The 16,494-nt window shown below is 71.0% G+C and carries 13 protein-coding genes; 3 read left to right on the top strand and 10 right to left on the bottom strand.

Annotated features, from left to right (window positions below; genetic code table 11):
• Nucleotides 1–2: 2 nt before the first annotated feature.
• From FDM97_RS22945 to FDM97_RS22925, 5 genes are all read right to left on the bottom strand, one after another.
• On the bottom strand, nt 3–977 hold the full coding sequence (locus FDM97_RS22945) for an HpcH/HpaI aldolase/citrate lyase family protein (protein WP_137992385.1): 975 nt from the start codon (nt 975–977) through the stop codon (nt 3–5).
• A complete protein-coding gene (locus FDM97_RS22940; RefSeq protein ID WP_137992384.1) occupies nt 974–2,986 on the bottom strand; it encodes a protein meaA in 2,013 nt (670 codons plus the stop codon). The genes FDM97_RS22945 and FDM97_RS22940 overlap by 4 nt, the downstream gene beginning before the upstream one ends.
• 14 nt (nt 2,987–3,000) lie before the next feature.
• A complete protein-coding gene (gene ccrA / locus FDM97_RS22935) occupies nt 3,001–4,338 on the bottom strand; it encodes a crotonyl-CoA carboxylase/reductase (protein WP_137992383.1) in 1,338 nt (445 codons plus the stop codon).
• Between the two features lie 389 nt (nt 4,339–4,727).
• Nucleotides 4,728–5,588, bottom strand: a complete 861-nt coding sequence (locus FDM97_RS22930; RefSeq protein WP_137992382.1) for a TetR family transcriptional regulator — start codon at nt 5,586–5,588, stop codon at nt 4,728–4,730.
• Between the two features lie 91 nt (nt 5,589–5,679).
• A complete protein-coding gene (locus tag FDM97_RS22925) occupies nt 5,680–7,461 on the bottom strand; it encodes a 3-hydroxyacyl-CoA dehydrogenase family protein (RefSeq protein ID WP_137992381.1) in 1,782 nt (593 codons plus the stop codon).
• Between the two features lie 375 nt (nt 7,462–7,836).
• Between FDM97_RS22925 and FDM97_RS22920 the strand changes: the two genes are divergently transcribed.
• Nucleotides 7,837–8,436, top strand: a complete 600-nt coding sequence (locus FDM97_RS22920; RefSeq protein ID WP_137992380.1) for a HEAT repeat domain-containing protein — start codon at nt 7,837–7,839, stop codon at nt 8,434–8,436.
• Here FDM97_RS22920 and FDM97_RS22915 read toward each other — a convergent pair.
• The 3 genes from FDM97_RS22915 to FDM97_RS22905 are packed head-to-tail and all read right to left on the bottom strand — an operon-like array spanning nt 8,407 to nt 11,609.
• Nucleotides 8,407–8,883, bottom strand: a complete 477-nt coding sequence (locus FDM97_RS22915) for a RidA family protein (protein WP_137992379.1) — start codon at nt 8,881–8,883, stop codon at nt 8,407–8,409. The genes FDM97_RS22920 and FDM97_RS22915 overlap by 30 nt on opposite strands.
• A gap of 51 nt (nt 8,884–8,934) precedes the next feature.
• Nucleotides 8,935–10,521, bottom strand: coding sequence for an alpha/beta hydrolase (locus FDM97_RS22910; protein WP_137992378.1), 1,587 nt, complete (start codon nt 10,519–10,521; stop codon nt 8,935–8,937).
• A 59-nt stretch (nt 10,522–10,580) separates the two neighbouring features.
• On the bottom strand, nt 10,581–11,609 hold the full coding sequence (locus FDM97_RS22905; protein WP_137992377.1) for an Rv2578c family radical SAM protein: 1,029 nt from the start codon (nt 11,607–11,609) through the stop codon (nt 10,581–10,583).
• A 149-nt stretch (nt 11,610–11,758) separates the two neighbouring features.
• Between FDM97_RS22905 and FDM97_RS22900 the strand changes: the two genes are divergently transcribed.
• On the top strand, nt 11,759–12,202 hold the full coding sequence (locus FDM97_RS22900) for an SRPBCC family protein (protein ID WP_137992376.1): 444 nt from the start codon (nt 11,759–11,761) through the stop codon (nt 12,200–12,202).
• 252 nt (nt 12,203–12,454) lie between these two features.
• Nucleotides 12,455–14,842, top strand: a complete 2,388-nt coding sequence (locus FDM97_RS22895) for an MFS transporter (RefSeq protein WP_137994974.1) — start codon at nt 12,455–12,457, stop codon at nt 14,840–14,842.
• A 35-nt stretch (nt 14,843–14,877) separates the two neighbouring features.
• Here FDM97_RS22895 and FDM97_RS22890 read toward each other — a convergent pair whose 3' ends face one another.
• Nucleotides 14,878–15,279 (bottom strand): DUF6188 family protein, encoded by a 402-nt coding sequence (locus tag FDM97_RS22890; RefSeq protein WP_137992375.1) that lies wholly within the window; start codon nt 15,277–15,279, stop codon nt 14,878–14,880.
• A gap of 40 nt (nt 15,280–15,319) precedes the next feature.
• Nucleotides 15,320–16,357 carry a hypothetical protein gene (locus tag FDM97_RS22885; protein WP_137994973.1) on the bottom strand — a complete coding sequence of 346 codons (1,038 nt, stop codon included), beginning with the start codon at nt 16,355–16,357 and terminating at the stop codon, nt 15,320–15,322.
• Between the last annotated feature and the right edge of the window lie 137 nt (nt 16,358–16,494).

Raw genomic sequence — 16,494 nt, 5'->3', positions numbered from 1 at the left:
TCTTACGCCTCCGGGATCTCGAACTTGCTGGTGCGCTGCATACCGGCGGCGCGGCCCTTGCCGGAGATGACCAGGGCCATCTTGCGGCTGGCCTCGTCGATCATCTCGTCGCCGAGCATGGCCGAGCCCTTCTTGCCGCCGGCCTCGGAGGTGTAGTAGTCGTACGCGTCCAGGATCAGCTCGGCGTGGTCGAAGTCCTCCTGCGAGGGGGAGAAGATCTCGTTCGCCGCGGCGACCTGGTCCGGGTGGAGCACCCACTTGCCGTCGAAGCCGAGGGCGGCGGCGCGCCGGGCGACCGCCTTGTAGCCCTCCGGGTTGCGGATCTGCAGGTACGGGCCGTCGATCGCCTGGAGGTTGTTGGCGCGGGCGGCCATCAGGATGCTCATCAGGATGTGGTGGTACGCGTCCGCCGGGTAGCCGGGCGGCTGCTCGCCGACGACCAGGGACTTCATGTTGATGGAGGCCATGAAGTCGGCCGGGCCGAAGATGATCGTCTCGACGCGCTGCGAGGCCTGCGCGATCGCGTTGACGTTGGTGAGGCCCTGGGCGTTCTCGATCTGCGCCTCGATGCCGATCTTGCCGACCTCGAAGCCCATCGTCTTCTCGATCTGGGTCAGCAGGAGGTCGAGCGCCACGATCTGCTGGGCGTCCTGGACCTTCGGCAGCATGATGCAGTCGAGGTTCTGGCCGGCGCCCTCGACGACGGTGACGACGTCACGGTACGTCCAGTGGGTCGTCCAGTCGTTGACCCGCACGACCCGGGTCTTGCCGGTCCAGTCGCCCTCGTTGAGGAACTTGACGATGGTGTGACGGGCCTCGGGCTTGGCGAGCGGCGCGCAGGCGTCCTCCAGGTCCAGGAACACCTGGTCGGCGTCCAGCCCCTGGGCCTTCTCCAGGAAGCGCGGGTTCGAGCCGGGCACCGCGAGGCACGAGCGGCGCGGGCGGAGTCGGTTCACAGGGGAAGCCGGCGTGGTCATGCGGGGACCTCCAGAGGGTCGAGCTTGTTCGCTTTCCGGATCTCGTCGACGATACGGCCGATGATCTCGGTGATACCGAAGTCCTTCGGTGTGAAGACGGCGGCCACACCCGCACGCTTCAGTTCTGCGGCGTCGGCGTTCGGGATGATCCCGCCGACGATGACCGGAATGTCGGTCGCGCCCGCCTCGCGGAGGCGGTCGAGGACGTCCGGGACCAGCTCGGCGTGCGAGCCGGAGAGGATCGACAGACCCACGCAGTGCACGTCCTCCGCGAGGGCCGCGTTGACGATCTGCTCGGGGGTCAGCCGGATCCCCTGGTAGACCACCTCGAAACCGGCGTCACGCGCGCGTACCGCGATCTGCTCGGCCCCGTTGGAGTGCCCGTCCAGGCCCGGCTTGCCGACCAGGAGCCGCAGCCGCCCGGAGCCCAGCTCCGTGGCCGTCCGCGCCACCTTCTCCCGTACGAGAGCCAGCGGCGTGCCCTCCTCGGCCGTCACCGCGACCGGGGCGGAGGAGACGCCCGTGGGGGCGCGGAACTCGCCGAAGACGTCCCGCAGCGCCCAGGACCACTCGCCGGTGGTGACACCGGCGCGCGCGCACTCCAGGGTGGCGGCGAAGAGGTTGCCCTCCCCGGCCGCCGTCGCCTTGAGGGCGGCCAGCGACTCCTGGGCACGGTTCTCGTCGCGGTTGTCGCGCCACTCGTGGAGCTTGGCGACGACCTTGGCCTCGTTGGCCGGGTCGACCGTCATGATCGCCGTGTCGAGGTCCGCGGTGAGCGGGTTCTCCTCGGTCGACTGGAAGATGTTGACGCCGACGATCTTCTCGTCGCCGGCCTCGATCCGGGCCCGCCGCTCGGCGTGCGAGGAGACCAGCTGCGACTTGAGGTAGCCGGACTCGACGGCGGCCATCGCGCCGCCCATCTCCTGGATTCGGTCGATCTCGGCCAGGCACTCCTCGACGAGCGAGTCGACCTTGGCCTCGATGACGTGCGACCCGGCGAAGATGTCCTCGTACTCCAGCAGGTCGGACTCGTGGGCGAGCACCTGCTGGATGCGGAGCGACCACTGCTGGTCCCAGGGGCGGGGCAGGCCCAGCGCCTCGTTCCAGGCGGGCAGCTGGACGGCACGCGCGCGTGCGTCCTTGGAGAGCGTCACGGCCAGCATCTCCAGGACGATCCGCTGGACGTTGTTCTCCGGCTGGGCCTCGGTCAGACCGAGCGAGTTGACCTGGACGCCGTAGCGGAACCGGCGCTGCTTGGCGTCCTCGATGCCGTACCGCTCGCGCGTGACCTTGTCCCAGATGCGGCCGAAGGCGCGCATCTTGCACATCTCCTCGATGAAGCGGACACCCGCGTTCACGAAGAAGGAGATACGGGCGACGACCTCGCCGAAGCGGTCCGCCGGCACCTGGCCGGAGTCGCGGACCGCGTCGAGCACCGCGATGGCGGTGGACATCGCGTACGAGATCTCCTGGACCGGAGTGGCCCCCGCCTCCTGCAGGTGGTAGCTGCAGATGTTGATCGGGTTCCACTTCGGGATGTTGTTCACCGTGTAGGTGATCATGTCCGTCGTGAGGCGGAGCGACGGGCCGGGCGGGAAGACGTGCGTCCCGCGCGACAGGTACTCCTTCACGATGTCGTTCTGGGTGGTGCCCTGGAGCCTGGTGACGTCCGCGCCCTGCTCCTCCGCGACCACCTGGTAGAGCGCCAGGAGCCACATCGCCGTGGCGTTGATGGTCATCGAGGTGTTCATCTGCTCCAGGGGGATGTCCTGGAACAGCCGGCGCATGTCACCGAGGTGCGAGACCGGGACCCCGACCCGGCCGACCTCGCCGCGGGCGAGGATGTGGTCGGGGTCGTAGCCGGTCTGCGTGGGCAGGTCGAACGCGACCGAGAGGCCCGTCTGACCCTTGGCGAGGTTGCGCCGGTACAGCTCGTTGGACGCCTCGGCGGTCGAGTGACCGGCGTAGGTCCGCATGAGCCACGGCCGGTCCTTCTGACGCTCAGTCATATACGGTCCCGGGATCAGATGTTACGGAAGCGGTTGATGGCGTCGATGTGCTTCGCGCGCATCTCCGGGTTGCGCACGCCGAGGCCCTCCTGCGGCGCGAGCGCGAGGACGCCGACCTTGCCCTGGTGCAGGTTGCGGTGGACGTCGTAGGCGGCCTGGCCGGTCTCCTCCAGGGAGTAGACCTTGGAGAGCGTCGGGTGGATCTTGCCCTTGGCGATCAGGCGGTTGGCCTCCCACGCCTCGCGGTAGTTCGCGAAGTGCGAGCCGATGATCCGCTTCAGCGACATCCACAGGTAGCGGTTGTCGTACTCGTGGTTGTAGCCCGAGGTCGAGGCACAGGTGACGATCGTGCCGCCCTTGCGGGTGACGTACACGGAGGCGCCGAAGGTCTCGCGGCCCGGGTGCTCGAAGACGATGTCCACGTCCTCGCCGCCGGTGAGCTCGCGGATGCGCTTGCCGAAGCGCTTCCACTCCTTCGGGTCCTGGGTGTGCTCGTCCTTCCAGAACTTGTAGCCCTCGGCGTTGCGGTCGATGATCGCCTCGGCGCCCATCGCACGGCAGATGTCCGCCTTCTGGTCGCTGGAGACGACACAGATCGGGTTGGCGCCGCCGGCCAGCGCGAACTGGGTGGCGTACGAGCCGAGGCCGCCGCTCGCGCCCCAGATCAGGACGTTGTCGCCCTGCTTCATGCCGGCGCCGTTGCGGGAGACCAGCTGGCGGTACGCGGTGGAGTTCACCAGTCCGGGCGCCGCCGCCTCCTCCCAGCTGAGGTGGTCCGGCTTCGGCATCAGCTGGTTGGACTTCACGAGGGCGATCTCGGCGAGGCCGCCGAAGTTGGTCTCGAAGCCCCAGATGCGCTGCTCGGGGTCGAGCATCGTGTCGTTGTGGCCGTCCGAGGACTCCAGCTCGACCGAGAGGCAGTGCGCGACGACCTCGTCGCCGGGCTTCCAGGCGTTGACGCCCGGGCCGGTGCGCAGGACGACGCCCGCGAGGTCGGAGCCGATGATGTGGTACGGCAGGTCGTGGCGCTTGGTGAGCTCGGAGAGCTTGCCGTAGCGCTCGAGGAAGCCGAAGGTCGCCATCGGCTCGAAGATCGAGGTCCAGACCGAGTTGTAGTTCACGGAGCTGGCCATGACGGCGACCAGGGCCTCACCCGGGCCGAGCTCGGGCAGCGGCACGTCGTCGAGGTGGAGCGACTTGCGCGGGTCCTTGTCGCGGCTGGCGAGCCCGGCGAACATCTCGGTCTCGTCCTTGTGGACGGTCACGGCCCGGTAGGACTCGGGGAGCTTGATGTTGGCGAAGTCGGCGGACGTGGATTCCGGCGACTGGATCGCGTCCAGGATTTCCTTCACGGGTGTGCCTCCGGCGGTGCGGCGTCTGAGGGATGACGCGCTGAGGGGTACGTCTGGGGGTGGTGCTGTGGAGGTGTGCCGTCGGTTCGGCGGGGTGGAGCTGTTGGCCGCGCTTGGTGGGCGCTGAAGTTTGCCTGTGACGCAGGCGTCCGGGCGCACAATCACGATCGCTTGTGGGGACAGCCGGCGCACGAGGAGACCTCGGCGCGCCGGCCGCCCGGACAACATCAACGTATGGCACCGCGTGTCACCTGACAAGGCACTGCGTGCCAACAATTTCACTCAGATGCAATCTGGCGGTCACACATGAGCGATGATCGATCGAAGGTGGGTGCAAATGCGACGAAAGCCGCCCCGGTGGGGCGGCTTTCGTCGTGAAGGGGTTGAGCTCAGCTCTTCTTCAGCGCCTGCTGGATCGTCCGCATGACCTCGTCCAGCGGGGCGTCCGTCCGGGCGACGGCGATCACCACGTCGCCCTGGGCCGACGCGGTGGCGGCGGGGCCCGGCGTGGACGGGGCCGACGAGGCGGGCTGCGCGGACGAGCCCGGGCGGCCCGCGCCTATGCCCGTGCCGAAGGTCTCCCGCACGATCGCGAAGGCGTGGTCCAGCTGCGCCTCCACGTCCCCCTTGCCCCCGGCGCGCAGCCAGCGGCGCAGGACGTGGTTGTGGGCGGTGACGACCGCCGAGGCGGCCACCTCGGCGAGCAGCGGGTCGTCGTTGCCGTCGTGGTGGTCGCGCTCGTCGAAATGGCCCAGCAGATAGCGGGTGAACAACCGCTCGTAGCGGGCCACCGAGGCGATCTCGCGCTCCCGCAGGGTCGGCACCTCGCGGGTGAGCCGGTAGCGCTCCACGGAGACCGCCGGCGACGCCGCGTACATCTTCATGACTTCCTTGATGCCCCGGCAGACCGTGTCCAGCGGGTGCTCGTGCGGCGGCGCGGCGTTCAGGACCGCCTCCGCGCGCACCAGGGTGTCGTCGTGGTCGGGGAAGATCGCCTCTTCCTTGGAGCGGAAGTGCCGGAAGAAGGTCCGGCGCGCGACCCCGGCCGCCGCGGCGATCTCGTCGACCGTCGTGGCCTCGTACCCCTTCGTCGCGAAGAGCTCCATGGCCGCGGCCGCCAGCTCACGGCGCATCTTCAGCCGCTGCGCGGCCGCGCGGGTGCCCGCCGCACTCTCGGTGTTGTCGGAGGTGGACGGTGACATGGCACGGGGTGTCTTCGCGGCCTTGGGCATGTCCTGAACGTACTGCATCAGTGCGGGAGTGTGCCCAGGTGGGGGAGGGTCGCCCGGGGCCCCGGAGGCGCCTGAGGGGCTCAGCAACCCTCCCCAGCCCGCATAGGGCTCAGCGTCGGGCATATTCGCGGAAGCCGCGTCCCGTCTTGCGGCCCAGGCAGCCGGCCGCCACCAGGTGCTCGAGCAGCGGCGCGGGCGCCAGGCCCGGGTCGCGGAACTCGCGGTGCAGCACCTGCTCGATCGCGAGCGAGACGTCGAGGCCGACGACGTCCAGGAGCTCGAACGGCCCCATCGGGTAGCCGCCGCCCAGCTTCATGGCGGCGTCGATGTCGTCCAGGGTCGCGTAGTGCTCCTCGACCATCTTGATCGCGTTGTTCAGGTACGGGAAGAGCAGTGCGTTCACGATGAAGCCGGCCCGGTCGCCGCAGTCCACCGGGTGCTTCCTGATCTTCGCGGTGACCTCGCGGACCGTGGCGTGGACGTCGTCGGCGGTCAGGACCGTACGGACGATCTCCACCAGCTTCATGGCCGGCGCCGGGTTGAAGAAGTGCATGCCGATGACGTCCTGCGGGCGCGAGGTCGCGCGGGCGCAGGCGACGACCGGCAGCGAGGAGGTCGTGGTGGCGAGCACCGCGCCCGGCTTGCAGATCTTGTCGAGCCGCCCGAAGAGCTCCTGCTTGATCTGCAGGTCCTCGGCGACCGCCTCGACGGCCAGGTCGACCTCGGCGAAGGCGTCGAGCGAGCCGGCCGGGGTGATCCGGGCCAGCGTCTCGTCGCGGGCCTCGCCGCTCATCCGGCCCTTGTCGACCGAACGGGCGAGGGACTTCGCGATCCGGGCCTTGGCGGTGTCGGCCTTCTCCTGGGAGCGGGCGGCGAGCACGACCTCGTAACCGGCCTTGGCGAAGACCTCGGCGATGCCGGACGCCATGGTGCCCGAGCCGGCGACGCCGACCGAGCGGACCTCGCGGCCGGAGCCGGCGGCGGCGGCCTCCAGCGGGGTGAGCGCGTCGCGGACCACGGTGGCCGAGCCCGGGGCGTCGTAGGTGTAGAAGCCGCGGCCCGACTTGCGGCCCGTGAGACCGGCCTCGCTGAGCTGCTTCAGGATCGGGGCGGGCGCGTGCAGCCGGTCGCGCGACTCGCTGTACATCGCGTCCAGGACGGTACGGGCGGTGTCGATGCCGATCAGGTCGAGCAGGGCGAGGGGGCCCATCGGCAGACCGCAGCCGAGCCGCATCGCGGCGTCGATGTCCTCGCGGGAGGCGTACTTCGCCTCGTACATGGCGGCGGCCTGGTTGAGGTAGCCGAAGAGCAGACCGTCGGCGACGAAGCCGGGGCGGTCGCCGACCGCGACGGGCTCCTTGCCGAGGTCGTGCGCGAGGGCGGTGACGGCCTCCACGGCCTGCGGGGCGGTGAGGACCGAGGAGACGACCTCGACCAGCTTCATGGCCTGGACCGGGGTGAAGAAGTGCAGGCCGAGGACGCGCTCGGGGTGCGCGGAGTCGGCGGCGAGGCGCGTCACCGAGAGCGCGTTGGTGCCGGTGGCGATGATCGCCTCGGGCCGGACGATGGAGTCCAGGGCCCGGAAGACCTCCTGCTTGGCCTCGTACGACTCGGGCACGACCTCGATCACGAGATCGGCGTCGGCCGCCGCCTGGAGGTCGGAGAAGGTGCGGAAGCGGGCGAGGACGTCCTGCCGCTCCTCCTCGGTGATCCGCTCACGGGCCACCGCGCGGGCGGTGGAGGCCTCCAGGGCGGTGACGGCCTGGGCGGCGGCGGCTTCGCTGATGTCGATGCCGATGACCTCACGGCCGGCCCGGGCGAGGACATCGGCGATGCCCTTGCCCATGGTGCCCAGACCGACGACGGCGATGGTGGAGAGAGGGGTGTCCATCAGGGGACTCCAGGGAGGGAAGAGTGACGACTGAAGGCGGCGGTGCGGATCCGGACGGACCGCGAGAACGCGAAACGACGGGAACGCGAAACGACGGGAACGCGAGACCACGAGTACGCGAGACCACAAGAGGAAAAGCGCGAGGGGATCGCGACGAGAGCACGAAGAGATCGCGAGGAAAAGGCGACGGACTCTGTCCCGGAGCCACGTCGAAACTGCCGAACCGACAAACTCGATCCCACGACGGCTGCGTCACCAGGCCGTTGTGAGAGTGCGGGGGTGACCCGCTCACCTGAGATTAACCGGCGAGTAACGAGCGCGCCAGTCCTCGGAACTCCGGAAACTGTGATCTGGATCGCGGATACGCTGACGGCCATGGATATCGCCACGGACGGCGCGGAATTCCGCTCGATGATCGATCGTTTGAACGCGGAGATCGTGGAAGAAGAAGGCCTGGCGGAGTATCGCAGACTTCTCGCCACCGAGGACACGGAATCCCTCGCGGCCGTTCTCACGCAGCCCCAACGCCCCCTCTGGGCCCGCGAGATCGCCGCCTTCCGGCTCGGCCTCGCGGGGGACCCCCGCGCCTTCGAGGCCCTGGTCCTCCTCCTCAACCACCGCGACCCGGAGCGCTGCGTCTCCGCCGCCTACGCCCTGGTGCGGCTCGGCGACCCGCGGACCGCGCGGGCCGCCGCCGCTCTCGCCACCAACGAACTCCGCGTCGCCTACGCCCTGCTGCCGGTCCGTCTGCTCACCGACCTGCGCGCCCCCGAGTCGGTGCCGGCGCTGGTCACCGTCCTCGCACGACGCCTCGCGGCCGACGACCCGCACTGGCGCGTGGGACTCGCCTGCGTCGAGGGCCTCGGTGCCCTGGGCGACACACGCGCCCGGCCGGCCCTCGAAGCCGCCCTTCCCCATCCCCGCCTCGGCGAGGCGGCGGCGCGGTCACTGGCCCGACTCGGCCCCGAGGGGTGACGCGTCGGCGACCGTCGGCACGAGGGCGAACGCCTCGATCTCGACGAGCAGCTCCGGGCGGACGAGCGCGGAGACCTGCACCGCCGAGCTCGCCGGCAGCGGAGTCGTACCGGAGGCCGTACCGAACGCCGTACCGAACGCCGTACCGAAGGCCTCGTCCCGCGCGGAGCGGACCGCCGGCAGGTGGGCGACATCGGTGACGAAGTACGTCAGCTTCACCACGTCCGCGAAGCCCGCGCCCGCGGCGGCGAGGCAGCGGCCCAGATTCGCGAAGACCTGACGGGCCTGCGCCACCGGGTCGCCGACGCCGACGACCGCGCCGCCGGCGTCCAGCGCGCACTGGCCGGATATCGCGACGAACCGCCCCGTGCCCCACACCACATGGCTGTACTGGGGGCTCGGGGCGATGCCGTCGGGGGCGGGCACGTGCGTGAGGTGGCTCGTCATGCCGGACATCCTCGCGCACGCCACTGACAGTCCCCGGCGGGGGACCGCCGCTCAGCGAGCGTGGCCGAGCAGCCCGTGCAGGGTCGCGCCGGAGCCCGCTGCCGGGGTGCCGCGCGTCGGCTTCGCGGGCTCCGGCTCGGGCAGCGTCTCGCAGACCGCGTCCGCCTCCGACCGCCCGTCACCGCGCGGGACGTGCCCCGTGGCGAGGTAGGCCGCCAGATGCTCGTCCATGCAGTCGTTGCCGCCCAGCGTCACCCCGTGGTTCCCGCCGCCCTCCTCGACCACCAGGCTCGATCCCCGCACCATCCGGTGCAGCGCCACGCCACCCTCGTACGGAGTGGCCGCGTCGTCCGTCGCCTGCAGGATGAGCACCGGCGGCACCTCGTCGTTCGAGACGTCGGGCGGCGTCAGCGAGTCCACCGGCCAGAACGCGCACGGAGCGTTGTACCAGGCGTTGTTCCAGGTGGAGAAGGGTGCCTTGGCGTGCACGTCCCAGTTGTCCTTGCGCCAGACGCTCCAGTCGCGCGGCCACGCGGCGTCCCGGCACTGCACGCTCGTGTAGACCGAGTAGCCGTTGTCGGCCCCCGCGTCCGCCGCCCCGTAGTTCTCGTACGCCCGGGTCAGCGGCACCGCGTCCTTGTCGTTGACGTACGCCGAGAAGGCCTCGGCCAGCTTCGGCCAGTAGCCGTTGTAGTACCCGCCCGGCAGGAAGGTGTCCTCCAGCTCGCCCGGGCCGACCTTGCCGCCCGCCGGGCTCTCCTTCAGCTCGTCCCGCATCTCGTACCAGGCGGCTTCGACCGCCGCCGGGTCCGTCCCGAGCCGGTACGTGGAGTCCTGGCGGGCCACCCAGGCCATGAAGTCCTTGTGCCGGGTGTCGAACGCGTAGTCCTGCGCGATGTTGTCCTCGTACCAGACGCCCTGTGGATTGACGACGGAGTCCAGGGCGAAGCGGCGCACCCGCTCCGGGTACAACCGCGCGTACACGGCGCCGAGATACGTGCCGTAGGAGTACCCCAGGTAGTTGAGGTGCGGCGCGCCGAGCGCCGCGCGGATCGCGTCCACGTCCCGGGCGGTGCTGACCGTGTCGATGTACGGGAGGACGTCGCCGTGCTTCTGTCCGCACGCCGCCGCGAAGGCCTGGGCCCGCTCGACGCTCGTCCGCTCGCCCTCGGCGCCGCTCGGCACCGAGTCCGGCCGCACCGGGTCGAAGTGGCCGGGCCTGCAGTCCAGGGCGGGCTCGCTCTTGCCGACCCCGCGCGGGTCGAAACCGATGACGTCGTACTGCGCGGCCACCTTCGCGGGCAGCGAGGCCGCCACGTACCCGGCCATGGTCCGCCCGCTGCCGCCCGGCCCGCCGGGGTTGACCAGCAGCGGCCCCTGGTACTCCTTCGCGGTGTGCGCGATCCGGGTGAGCGCGAGCGTGATGCTCCGGCCGGCCGGATCGTCGTGGTTCAGCGGAACCCTGAGCGTGGCGCACTGGAGCTTCGGATACGCCTTCGTGGCGCAGCCGCTCCAGACGAGCGAGGGGAGGGGACGAGGGACCGGCTCGGCCCCGGGCGCCGCGGACGCGGGCAGGACGGTGACCGTCCCGGCGACCAGCGCCCCAGTGGCGATCAGCATTCCTGCGCGTTTCGTCATAGGGCGTCCGTGCCCCGAACGGAAGGCGGAAGGACCCATTCCGCCGAGAGTTGACCCGATCAGAGGAGGGTGAGCTGTTCCGGGGTCCCCGCGAGCGCCGGATCCTCCGGTACGGGTATCCGGCGCGGCGCCCCCCGATGGGCCGGTCCGATCCCGAACTCGGCGGCCAGCTCGTGCACCTGACGGGTGATCCGACGCTGGTACCAGGTGGGCGCGTAGGCCCCGTCCGCGTACATCCGCTCGTACCGCCCCACCAGGTGGGGGTGGTGCTGCCGCAGCCAGGCGAAGAACCACTCGCGCGCGCCCGGCCGCAGATGCAGGACGAGCGGGGTCACCGAGGTGGCGCCCGCCTCGGCGATGGCGCGCACCGTCTCCCGCAGCTGCTCGGGCCGGTCACCGAGGAACGGGATCACCGGGGCCATCAGGACCCCGCAGCCGATGCCGTGCTCGCCGAGGGTCCGTACGACGTCCAGGCGCCGCTGCGGAGAGGGCGTGCCGGGCTCGACCGTGCGCCACAGCTCCTGGTCGGTGAAGCCGACGGAGACGGAGATGCCGACCTCGGTCACCTCCGCGGCCTGGACGAGCAGATCGAGGTCGCGCAGGATCAAGGTGCCCTTGGTGAGGATCGAGAACGGGTTGGCGTGGTCGCGCAGGGCCTCGAGGATCCCCGGCATCAGCCGGTAGCGGCCCTCGGCGCGCTGGTAGCAGTCGACATTGGTGCCCATCGCGATGTGCGCGCCCTGCCAGCGCCGGGAGGCGAGCTGGCGGCGCAGCAGCTCCGGGGCGTTGATCTTCACCACGATCTGCGAGTCGAAGCCGAGGCCGGTGTCGAGGTCCAGATAGCTGTGGGTCTTGCGGGCGAAGCAGTACACACACGCGTGCGTGCAACCGCGATACGGATTGACCGTCCATTCGAACGGCATGCGGGAGGCGCCCGGCACCCGGTTCACGATCGACCGCGCCCGCACCTCGTGGAAGGTGATCCCGCGGAACTCCGGTGTGTCGAAGGTGCGGGTGGTGACGGAGTCCGTGCCGAACAGCGCGGCCTCCGTCGCGGCGGTGTTGTCGCCCAGATTGTCCCAGCGCATGGACGCCTCCTCGGTAGCAGTGTCCTCAGCTGTCTCCAGAGAATAGAACACATGTTCCCTTGATCGCCGCAACCCGGATTTGGGAGGCCCGGGCCCAGGTGGTTGGCTGGTCCCACACCCCTGAAGAACCAAGTGCTGGAGGAAGTGCAATGGCGCAGGTCGAGGCCACCACGGAGCGGATCATCGCGGCGGACGCGGAGACGGTGTTCGACGCTCTGGCCGACTACAGCGGCACGCGCGCGAAGCTGCTGCCCGAGCACTTCAGCGAGTACGAGGTGCGCGAGGGCGGCGACGGCGACGGGACCCTCGTCCACTGGAAGCTCCAGGCCACCAGCAAGCGCGTCCGCGACTGCCTCCTGGAGGTCACCGAGCCCACCGACGGTCAGCTCGTCGAGAAGGACCGCAACTCCTCCATGGTCACCACCTGGACCGTGACCCCGGCCGGCGAGGGGAAGTCCAAGGCGGTCGTCGCCACCGTCTGGAACGGCGCGGGCGGCATCGGAGGCTTCTTCGAGAAGACCTTCGCGCCCAAGGGTCTCGGCCGTATCTACGACGCCCTGCTGGCCAACCTGGCCACCGAGGTGGAGAAGTAACGCCCGCGCGCTCACCGATTCGAGTGGTTTTCCCGCGACCCCCGCAAGAGCGCCCCGCGCGCCCGGGGGTTGCGGGGCGCCCGGCAAACGCGCTGATGAGCGCCCCAAGTGCGCCGTACCGCAGGGCCGTTCGCGGCCGCGGCCACGACTGACCTCCCGTACCGCCCGACTTGCTCCCGCTTCGTGCCCAATGCGAAGAATGGCGCGGCGCTGAAGTCGTGACGAGGGGAGCAGCACGTGGGTGCGATCGCGATGGTGAAAGCCGCCGAGGAGACGACACCGCGCGTCGCGGACGATCCGCCCTCCGGCCAGGCGCCTGTGCCCGCACCCGAGGAAGCCCCCCTCGACCCCCGTCGCGTCCGGCTCGTCTTCTTCGGCCTCATGCTCGCGCTGCTGCTCGCCGCGCTCGAGCAGATGATCGTCGCCACCGCCCTGCCGAAGATCGTCGGCGAACTCCAGGGCCTGGACCGGATGTCCTGGGCGATCACCGCCTATCTCCTCACCGCAACGATCGGTCTGCCCGTCTACGGCAAGCTCGGCGACCTCTTCGGCCGCAAAGGCGTCTTCCTCTTCGCCATCGTCGTCTTCGTCATCGGCTCGGCCCTGGCCGGCTGGTCACGGTCCATGGACGAGCTCATCGCGTTCCGGGCCGTCCAGGGCGTCGGCGCCGGCGGCCTGATGATCGGCGTCCAGGCGATCATCGCGGACATCGTCCCGGCCAGGCAACGCGCCCGCTACATGGGCCTCATCGGGGCCGCCTTCGGCCTCGCCTCCGTCGCGGGACCCCTGCTCGGCGGCTTCTTCACCGACCACGTCTCCTGGCGCTGGTGCTTCTACTTCAACGTCCCCTTCGGGCTCGTCACCCTCGCCGTCGTCGCCGTGGTGCTGAAGCTCCCCAAGCCACAGGCGCGCGCCCGGCTCGACGTCCTCGGCGCGATCCTGCTCGCCGCCGCCTCCACCTGCCTGGTCCTGCTGACCAGTTGGGGCGGGACCGAGTACGCCTGGGACTCCCGGGTCGTCATCGGCCTCGGCTGCGGAGCCGCGGGATCGGCCCTGCTCTTCCTCGTCGTCGAGCACGTCGCGCCCGAACCCCTCATCCCGCTGCGGCTGTTCCGCGACTCGGTCTTCACCGTCACGAGCCTCGTCGGAGCGGTGATCGGCGTCGCGCTCTTCGGCGCCGCCAGCTATCTGCCGACCTTCCTGCAGATGGTGGAGGGCGCCACCGCCACCGAGTCCGGCCTCCTCATGCTGCCCCTGATGGGCGGGATCGTCGGCGCCTCGGTCGTCTCGGGACAGCTGATCACCCGCACCGGCCGCTACAAGATCTACCCGGTGCTCGGCGGCGCGGTGTCCGTCGTCGGCATGTGGCTGCTCTCCCGGATGGAGACGGACACCCCACGCCTCCACCACAGCGTCTGGCAGGCCGTCCTCGGCATCGGCATCGGCCTGGTCATGCCCGTCCTCGTCCTGGCCGTGCAGAACTCCGTGCGCCCCACCGACCTCGGCACGGCCACCAGCGCCCACAACTACTTCCGCCAGATCGGCGGCAGCGTCGGCGCCGCCGTCTTCGGGACGCTCTTCGCCTCCCGGCTCGACGCCGCCCTCGCCGACTCCCTGCCCCGTACGGCCGCGGCCCCGCTGCCCGCCGCCGAATCGATCACTCCGCAGGCGGTGCACGCCCTGCCGCCCGCCCTGCGCGACGCCTACATCCAGGCGTACGCGGACGCGATGCCGCGGATCTTCCTCTACCTCGTGCCGGTCCTCGTGCTCGGCCTCGTCCTCGCCTTCTTCCTCAAGGAGAAACCGCTGGTGTCCCACCACACCCCCACCACCGAGGCCCCCACCGCCGTCCCGCGCGCCAGGAGCGCCGCCGCCTCCCTCGCCGGCCTCCCGGTCTGCGGTTCGGTCCAGCACCACGACGGCAGCCGCGTCCCGCGCGCGGCGCTGACCCTCATCGACGTCCAGGGGCGCCAGATCGGCCGCGGCGGCAGCGGAGAGGACGGGCGGTACGCCCTCAGCGTCCCGGGCCCCGGCTCGTACGTCCTGATCGCGGCGGCCGGCGGGCACCAGCCACAGGCCGTCTCCGTCACCGTCGGCGACCGGCCCGTCGAGCTCGACGTGGTCCTCGGCGGCGCGGGCCGGCTGGCCGGGACGGTCGTGACCGCCGACGGAACTCCCGTACGGGACGCGGCAGTCACCCTCACCGACGTCCGCGGCGAGGTCGTCGCCTCCACCCGCAGCGGCCGCGAGGGCGCGTACGTCATCACCGAGCTGGTGGCCGGCGAGTACACGCTCGCGGCCAGCGCCCCCGCCTTCCGGCCCGCCGCGCTTCCGGTCAGCGTGCAGGCGTCCCGCGAGACCCGGCAGGACATCGAGCTGGCGGGCGGCGCGGTGCTGCGCGGGACGGTGCGCGCGGGCGGCGGCCGCCCGGTCGAGGACGCGCGTGTGACGCTCCTCGACGCGGCGGGGAACGTGGTCGACACCCTGACGACCGGCCCCGACGGCACCTTCCGCTTCGTGGACCTGTCCTCGGGGGAGTACACGGTGATCGCGGCGGGCTATCCGCCGGTCGCCACCGTGCTCCAGGTCGCGGGCGGCGGACGCACGGAACGCGACCTGCAACTCGGCCACGAGGACTGACGACCCGCCTCGGGCGCCGCCCTGGGCGCTGCCTGCTAGCGGGCGCCGGGGCCGAGGAGCCGCATGACGCATGCCCCGTCCCGCGAAGACCAGTCGAACGCACCGGACTTCCGGACCCGCGCCTCGGTCCCGGGTGTCGCCCGGGGCCGGACCGTCAGATGAAGCCCCGTCCGGAGGACGACCCGCAGACCGCCTGTCCTGAAGGCCACCGCGGAGGCCACCGCGGAGCCGACCGCGTTCTCCAGTGCCCGGGCCGGCAGCTGGGGCGCCCCCGGCGCCGAGGCCCCGCCCTGCGTGAGCAGCCAGCTGCCGTCCACCCTGATCTCCGTACCGTCGGCCAGTGTCACCGCCGGCCCAGGACGCTCCGCGTCCAGCGAGACAGCCGTCACGACGGTGCCCTGAAGACCGAGGATCCAGCGGTCCTCCACTTCTTCCACCGGTCCTCCTCCGTCAGGTGGCCGCAGGCGTGGGGGAGGCTCAGGAGGCGGCGGTCGCCTTGCGCAGCGCGCTGATGCAGCTGCTGATCGCCGACTGAAGGGCTTCGAGGCGCTCCAGCATGTCGTCCTCGACGACGTCCTCCTCCAGGACCTCGTCGAGGGTCAGCTCCTCGAAGACCTTCGTCGCCTTCTGCAGGCTGTTGTAGAACTTCGTACGGCGCTCCTGGACGCGCAGCGCCGGGTCCGCCTCGACGGCCTGGGCGACCAGCCCCTTCACCGTGTCGTACGCCTCCCCGGCCCACTCGCCCGCCTCCTCGGAGTCGTCGAGCTCGTCGATGAGCGAGAGGTGCCGCTCCGCCTCGGCGCGCAGCGCGGCGGGTGCCTCGACCGTCTGCCCGGCGGGTGTCCGGATCTGGCCCTTCTCCGCGATCTGGCGCACATAGCCGATCCGGTCGGCCGCCTTCGCCTCCTGGGCCACGGCCTTCTTCAGGTCGTCGGTGCGGGCGATGGCACGGGCCATCTCGGTCTGCAGCGCCGGGTCCTCCTTCATCCGGTCGAGCAGCGCGCCGCGCGCGGCCTCCGCCGTGCCCGGGTCGGCCAGGATCGCGGCGCGCAGGGCCGTCGGGTTCTCCGCGACCTCCAGTGCCTTCGTCGGCCGGATGCCCTCGGCCTCCGCCGCCGCGGTGATCGCGTGTCCGCGCACCGAGGAGGCGCTGGAGCGGGAGGAGTAGTACGACAGCCAGACGTCGGCGTCCGGCAGCTCGATGTCCTCGCCCGGCACCAGCGCCTCGAACTGCGGGACGATCCCGTCGTCGGCGGCCATGTCCCAGGCCTTGTAGAACCGCATGACCCGCTCGGGGGAGCACTCGGCCAGCTCGGCGAAGGCCTTCGCCGACACCTTGGGCGAGCCCTCCGCCGGCTGCCCGCCGGGCCGCACGCTGCGCGCCACCTTCAGCGCGAAGGCCCACCCGCCGGTCCGGGCGTAGACCCCGAACTCCCGCGCGTCGCGGACCACCGCGTCGGACACGTCCTGGACGACGAACACGGTCGCCTCGGCTTCGGGGGCGGCAGTGGGGATGGCGATGGTCACTGAGGGGTCTCCTGCCGGCACGGGGACAAGAATCTGCGCGGGCCAGCCTATACGCACCCGTTGGAGAGATTTCGTCCGGATTCGGTGCCGGACGTCCGTGGGGCGGGCGGGGCGATTGATGCCGC

The organism is Streptomyces vilmorinianum, assembly GCF_005517195.1.
Taxonomy (GTDB): domain Bacteria; phylum Actinomycetota; class Actinomycetes; order Streptomycetales; family Streptomycetaceae; genus Streptomyces; species Streptomyces vilmorinianum.
Note: the sequence above shows the minus strand (reverse complement) of the source record. Positions and strands in the feature narration are given on the sequence as shown.